Below are 6,637 nucleotides of genomic sequence, written 5' to 3' on the forward strand. Positions count from 1 at the left end.
GATCAGACTCGCACAATCACGCGGCGCGGTTGCGCGCGACCGTCGGCACTCAGCTCGATGAAGCGCAGCACCAGCTCGCCGTTTGCGGCTTCATCGTCGCCATCGAGCTTGCGGCGGTTTTCGGTTTCGCGCAGCAGCCGCGCCTTGAAGGCCAGCAGATCCTCATGACATTCGAGAGAGAAGCTGCTGGGCAGCGCGCCTTCGGCGACGCGGCCGAGAAACTCGAAGCGCGTCGGCGACAGTGACAGGAACACCAGCGGGATATCGCTGCCGCGCACGAGCTTGACCGAGACGCCGAACGATCCCTCGCTCTTGTCGGCGACGATGCTGACCTCCTCGCCGCCTGAGCGGGGCACCGAGATCAGCTCGTCGAGGAGCGGACTGCGCTTCGACTGCGAATAGCTGCCCGAAGTCGCGAGCACGAGTTCGTCCTGGTTCTGGACCAGCATGCCGGTGAAGATGCGGTTGAGACCGCGCACCACCATGTTGAGCGCGGCGCGCGGCACCGGCTGCTTCGCGGCGATCTTCTCGGCGACCTCGAGATAGAGACCGGCATAGCGGAACACGGTCAGGTCCCACAGATCATAGTCGGCCGCCTTGTCGGCGGGCATGGTGAAGAAGAGGCGCTGACGCTGCGCGCGCAGTGCCCCCAGAAAACTCGTCCGGTCGCCATCGTCGGCGCCTTCGAGATAGCCGCGCTGCGCGTTGGTATAGGCCGGGGTCGCGCCATAGACCGGATCGCCGAGGACCAGCGCGGCATAGTCGGCGGCATAGGCCGGATCGTCGGCGCCATAGACCAGGAGATTGTCGACCCGGTTGCTGGTTTCGGCACCGATGCCGAAGGCGTTGAGCTTACGGAACAGCTCGGTCTTCTCGGCCTTGCTGGGTTTGAGATTCTCACCGAAGATGTTTCGGTAGATTGACGCGCGGTCGGCATGGCCCGACGCCTGGATGCTGGTCACATCGTTGCAGCTCATCAGCCCGTCGCGCGCCTCGGGATGGCCGAGAATGGCATTGGCGACGAGCGCGAGGAGCTGGCGCACCGGAAAATGGCTGCCGTTACGCTCGCTGAGCTCGATGAGCGCGGTCAGCCGGTGCTTGAAGGGATCGTCCGGGCCGTTGCCGATCAGCCGGCGCCGATTTTCGAAGATCGGACAAGTGCCGTCGCCGCTCGCGCTGCATTCGCCGCATCCTTCCCAGCCCTCATGGCCGGTGACTTCCTCGATGATCGCCATCGCCATTTCGGCGGCGGGCGACCGGCTGAGATCGGTCAATTCGAGCGCGATGCCGGGATCGGCACTGGAGCCGGTGACGAGCAGATCCTCAACCACCTTGCTGACCCGGAGCACCGCGTCGTTTGCCGGCGCCGATTTGAGCTTTTCGAGCAGCTGGCCGTGATTGGCCGCGAACAGATAGAAAGTGTCGGTCGCGGGATTAGCGACATTCCGCGCAAACTCAACGATGAGATCGTTGCTTTCATCGTCGCGTAGCTCGCTCAGATCCTTGACGATGACGAGCGTGCGCGCACCCAATGCGAGCCGCTGGACCTTGTCGCCGTGGTTCCAGGCCGTGACATCCCCGCCGAGCTCGGTCCAGACTTCGCGGCAGTGATAGGTTTTGCCGTCGCCGGCGGTACCGGTGATGATGTGCGAAATCGGCGCATCGCCGCGAAACATCGCGACAAGGCAGTCGCGCAGCGGCGCAGGCAAGGTGATCGGTCGAATCTTGTGGCGGCGCAGCGCGCGTTGGATCGACTCGTCATACATATTGTCGTTGGTCGGAATAGGTCCGTAGTTACGCAGAAATCGCACCCATGCCGCTGTTGTTGGATTTCCCGCCAAGCCCTGCCCCCGAATTTCCGACATGTTCCAGTCAAAGTGCCGCTCGGTCAACGACGTTCGCGACCGAATCATGGCGGAGAGCATCTGCCCTAGCCTTTGCAAAATATCTCCGTCAGCTAGGATCGTACTGCGGACAAGCGGGTCCCCGCACATTTGGGCTCGAAAGGCCCGGCAGCTGGTTCGGATTTTGCAGCCGGGGTTCAGCGCAACCACAACCAGCGAGACGCAACGCGCCCCGGGGACGGCGATGAAAGCTGCCGCTCAAAACAGGCTCGGGCAATGATTGGCAGTGGGTCAGCAGACCGACGCGCCACGCGCCGGGGAAAGGCCGATACCACAGATGCTCGGCCGAAAGCGGAACGTCCGCTTTCCACCAAAATGTATAGGTTCCGCTACCGACCTCCCGTCAGGCTAATCCGATTGCCAAGGTGACGGAAGGCGCGATCACGGCAGGTAAGCAGGATGACCTGCATCCGTGTTGCGGCCTCGGTCAGGATTTCGGTCATGAGATCGAGGCGGGTATCGTCCGAATAGACCAGCGGATCGTCCAGGATCAGCGATACTGGCATTCCCTGCTCGAGGAGCATGTCGGCGAAGGCGAGCCGAGTGAGAACCGCCAATTGCTCCTGGGTGCCCCTGGAGAGATCGCCGCAACTCTCGCCCAATCCGCCCCGCGCAATCGACGCCAAGCCAAGGTCGTCGCCAAAGCCGGGGTCAGCGCCCGGCAGCAGCCGTTCGATGTGCCGGCGCGCACGCCGCGCCACCGGCCCGACGAACGTCCGTGACGTCTCGGCGCGTGCACTCTCCAGCGTGTCGCGAAGCAACTTCAACGTTTCGGCTTCCTGCGTCACACGTGCCAGGTTGGCAACTGCGGCATCAGCCTCCTCGCGCGCGACTGCGGCGCGGTCGGCCAGCCCCTTGCCGCCTTCCGCCTCGATCCGCGCCTCGAGCCCGGCAATCACCTTTTCCAGGTCGGTACGCTGGGCCCGGGCCACCTCGACCCGCTTGTCCAGCAGTCCGATCTGCCGTTCGATCGTCACAACGTCATGAGCGGTCGCCGCGCGTTCGGCATCCTGCAAGTTGACGAGCGCTGCCGCCTCCTGCTGGCGCGCATCGCGCAAAGCGTCCTCAAGCGAGGCCACCTCGGGCTTGGTTTCCAAGGTGGCAAGCTGTGCCGCGGCGTTCAGCGCATCCCGTTCGGCGCCAGCTTCCTGCACCATCAATGGAGCATTGCGGGCCTCCACTTCGCGCAACTGCTCGGATGCCACCGCATCGACACCTTCCGCCTTTGCCAGCGCCGTATCCGCCTCACCTGATGCGATGGTCAGCGTCTCGACGTCTGGCTCTTCGCAGTTCCCCTCCCCTTCCGCGCCTTCCTGCAATCCGGCGATGAAGAGCTTCAGGGCCGACGCACCCGCTTCGATGTCGAGCAACGTCACGGCAGGCGTGATCCCAGCGATCCGCGCTTCCAGAGTGCGAAGGTTGGCGACCGCGTCTCGCGCGGCCTCGTTGCGAGCGCGAGCCGCAGCGACACTCTCCACCTCGTGCTCAGCCAAGGCTGCGTTCAGATCATCGGTCGCGTTGGCAAGTGCCGTCTCGGCCCGTTGCAAGCCGACAGGCGGACGGATGATCAGTTCGGCATCGCCCAGTCGGATGCGCGTCTCGCGAGACAGCATGCGGTCTCCACGCTCCGCCGCAGCTCCGTCGATCGTCAGACTGCTGACATCACCGGCGAACTCTATCCGCGTCGCACCGGCATCCATAGCCGCCCGCGCCTTGTCCACGGTACGTTCACGTTCTTCGAGGGCCTTGATGACGGTGGCAGGGATCGTCGCAGTCGCGAGCTGTCGCGTCGCTTCGTATTCGGCCTCCAGCCCAACCAACTCGGTATAACGCCGTCGTGCCTCGCCGATTGCCCCCCGGCGCTCGCGTTCCGCAGCCCGCATCCGAGCAGCATCAAGTGCCGCATGGGCGGTCCGCCGAGTGTCACGAGCACGGGTTAGCAGCTCACGGGCTGTCGTCGCCCGTTCCTGCGCGGCCACCAGCTCCCCGACCAGGCCGGATCGACTATCCCGTGCCTTGCTGAGCGCCGTAGCCGTGTCGCTGACAGCTTTGCGGGCGGTTGCGAGGCGCGATGTGAGATCCTCAAGGGCCCTGACGCGGTCGACAAGGCGGCCTTGCTCGGCGCGGCGTGTGTCGAGCAGCTGAGCGGCAGAGCGCGCCACATCTAGCTGGCCTACCAGCGTCCGACGCTGCTCAGCATCGGTGGTATCGGCAAGATCGCGGTCTAGCACCTTCAGCCGCGCTCGCGCAGCCTCGAGATTGGAGAAGCCTTGTTCCAAGGCGGCAAGCCGAGTGGCTGCCTCGCTCGCGGCGCGTTGTGCTGCCTCATGCTCGTCGCGTGCCGCGGTCTGGCGACCGGTCGGCCGACCGCTGTTGGTCCAGTATTCCGCGAACTGGCTGTCGATGCGGGGGCGAACACGCTGGTATGCGGCACCACCCATGATCGTGCCGACCTCAGCTTCCAAGGTAGCGCGAACGCTGTCGCGCACGATCTCGCCCGGCGCCGTCACTTCAAGCGCCTGCGCCTGCCCGACCCACAGCAGGCCGAGTGCACCATGCGCGGCCGCGTCGCCGCCCTGGCTGGTGTCGCGACGCGCACCGAGCAGCGCTTGCAGCTGCGCCTCGGCATCCTCGCCCTGCGCACGCCCGTTCGGTCCCCGAACCTCAACCGAAGCACTCTTCAGGAAGCGCTTGCTGACTTCCCACGCCTCACCTTTCGCCTCGAAGCCGATCTCGATCTGCGGGGCGACGGCCTCACCGTAAGGCGCATAGCTACGCGCAAGCCGGTTGGCGGTGTTGTGCCGGATAAAGAAGGCAGCGCGCATCGCTTCCAGCAGCGTCGACTTGCCGGTCTCGTTGGGCTCGATGATGACGTTGAGCCCATCGGTCAGCCCGTCCAGCACGAAGGGGTCGCGGTATTTGCGGAAGTTTGAAAGCGCGATGCGCCGGATCCGAAGGCTCATGCCGCGTCCTGCCCACGCTGATGTTCCACGAACAGGCGCTCGAGCGCCCGCCTGGCAATGGCACCGTCGCTGCCACCGGCCTCTATCATGCTCATCAGCTTGGCTGCGGCCGTGCCGATCATCCCCTCGACCCGCAGGTCTGCCAGATCCTGTTCGCTCGGCCGACCGACGAGATCGTCGGCGGTGACCGCCAGATGGCGCAGGCGATGGCGCAGGTCGTTGTCGAGGCGCGCAAGGATCGCGATACGATCGGACAAACTGACGATACCAGATAGCGAGAGCTGCAAGAGGGTTGCCGATGGTTCGACCTGCGCGAGCAGCCGGTCACATTCGGCGGCAAAGCCCTCCGCGTCGGCAACCGTCCATGAACGCATCAGCCACTGGAACCTGCCAGTACGGATTGGCGACACCGACGGCTCCGCCCCGGCCTCAAGCGTTACGAGCAGAGCGTAGCCCGGCTCATCCCGCTGGAAGCGGTCGGTTTCGGGCGTTCCTGAGTACCAGGTGCGCGCATCGACCCGAAGGCTCCCGTGCCAGTCACCGAGCGCGAGGTAGTCGAGGTCAGAGCGCTGGGCACGATCAGGCGCAATCTGGTTCTGTGCCTCGCCGCGCGATGAGAAGTCGCGGATCGAGCCGTGAGCGAGACCGACGCGTAAGCTCGCGCCCGGCGTCTCCATCGTATCGAACAGCGCGGTCGGATCGTCGAGATTATGCCGGTGGGTCAGCGGCGCCGGTAGCAGCCACTGCCCGGGCGCCATCTCGCACGGCACCGGCTCCGCGAGGACACGGATGTTGCTGGCGCCCTTGGCCCGGACACGGTCCCACAAGCCGCTATTGCGGGCGAAGTCGTGGTTGCCGGGCAGCAACCACCAGGTACAAGCATAGCGCTGCATCCGCGACACCGCCTGCACGATCACGCGGTCTTCCGGTCCCTCTGTGTCAAATACGTCGCCCGCCACCAGCACGTGCGCGACGTCATGCTCGGCTGCCGCCTTGCCGATCGCGTCAATCGCATCGAACCGCGCTTCGCTGAGGGCAGCGCGCACGTCGCTGTCGAAGCGGCCGTACGGCTTGCCGAGTTGCCAGTCGGCAGTGTGGATCAGGCGTAGCATGAAACCCTTCTGGCGGTGTGGGTTATGGCTGTCGAGCCGGACGTCCTGCCCCCTCCCCTACCCCGCCACCGTGTAAAGTCAGCGGATCGCGACAACCTTGACCTCGACGGCATCGGCGATCTTCTTCCAGTTCTGGTCGCTGGTCCATGCGGGCAGACCGTCGCGCCGCGCGAGTGCCAGGCAGAAACGGTCACCGAGGCTGAGCCCCGCCTCGGCTGTTTCCGCCCGCAACCGCCCGGCAATCTGCGCGAGCGCCTTGTCGGCCGGCACGACCGTCAGCGGCAATGGATCGAGCATTGCATCGACTTCGCGCTCGGGCATGCCGGCATGGACAAAGTGGCTGACGACCTCGGCATAGTTGACGCTGCTTACCCGCGCCCCACCGATCTCAGCCGCGACCTTTGCCGCTCCACGCTCGCCCTTGAGCATGGCAATGATCGCAGACGCGTCCAGCACCACGCTCATTCGCCGCTCTCCTCACGACGTCGCGTAAGGAATGCGTCAACGGATGCGTCAGGGTTACCGCCGGTGTACTGCTTGGCCAGAGCCTGGGCGCGAGCCACAGCCTGACTTGCAGTCCGCTGTCCGTCGTCAGAACATTCGGCACAACTCGCGGCGTAGATTAGCGGAGTGCGGACCTCGTCAGGGGGTTGATGTT

At 65.2% G+C, this 6,637-nt stretch carries 4 protein-coding genes; all 4 read right to left on the reverse strand.

Features of this window, described 5'->3' with window-relative positions; all coding sequences use genetic code 11:
• Positions 1 to 2: 2 nt before the first annotated feature.
• On the reverse strand, positions 3 to 1,811 hold the full coding sequence (locus tag PX554_RS25250) for a hypothetical protein (protein WP_275504897.1): 1,809 nt from the start codon (positions 1,809 to 1,811) through the stop codon (positions 3 to 5).
• 422 nt (positions 1,812 to 2,233) lie between these two features.
• Positions 2,234 to 4,867: an AAA family ATPase gene (locus PX554_RS25255; RefSeq protein ID WP_275504898.1), complete on the reverse strand. Its 2,634-nt coding sequence runs from the start codon at positions 4,865 to 4,867 to the stop codon at positions 2,234 to 2,236.
• Entirely contained in the window at positions 4,864 to 5,979 is a 1,116-nt protein-coding gene (locus PX554_RS25260) for a metallophosphoesterase family protein (RefSeq protein ID WP_275504899.1), read from the reverse strand. The genes PX554_RS25255 and PX554_RS25260 overlap by 4 nt, the downstream gene beginning before the upstream one ends.
• Positions 5,980 to 6,057: 78 nt before the next feature.
• Entirely contained in the window at positions 6,058 to 6,444 is a 387-nt protein-coding gene (locus PX554_RS25265) for a type II toxin-antitoxin system VapC family toxin (RefSeq protein ID WP_275504900.1), read from the reverse strand.
• Positions 6,445 to 6,637: the final 193 nt, after the last annotated feature.

Source organism: Sphingomonas pollutisoli (assembly GCF_029167165.1).
Classification (GTDB): Bacteria; Pseudomonadota; Alphaproteobacteria; order Sphingomonadales; family Sphingomonadaceae; genus Sphingomonas; species Sphingomonas pollutisoli.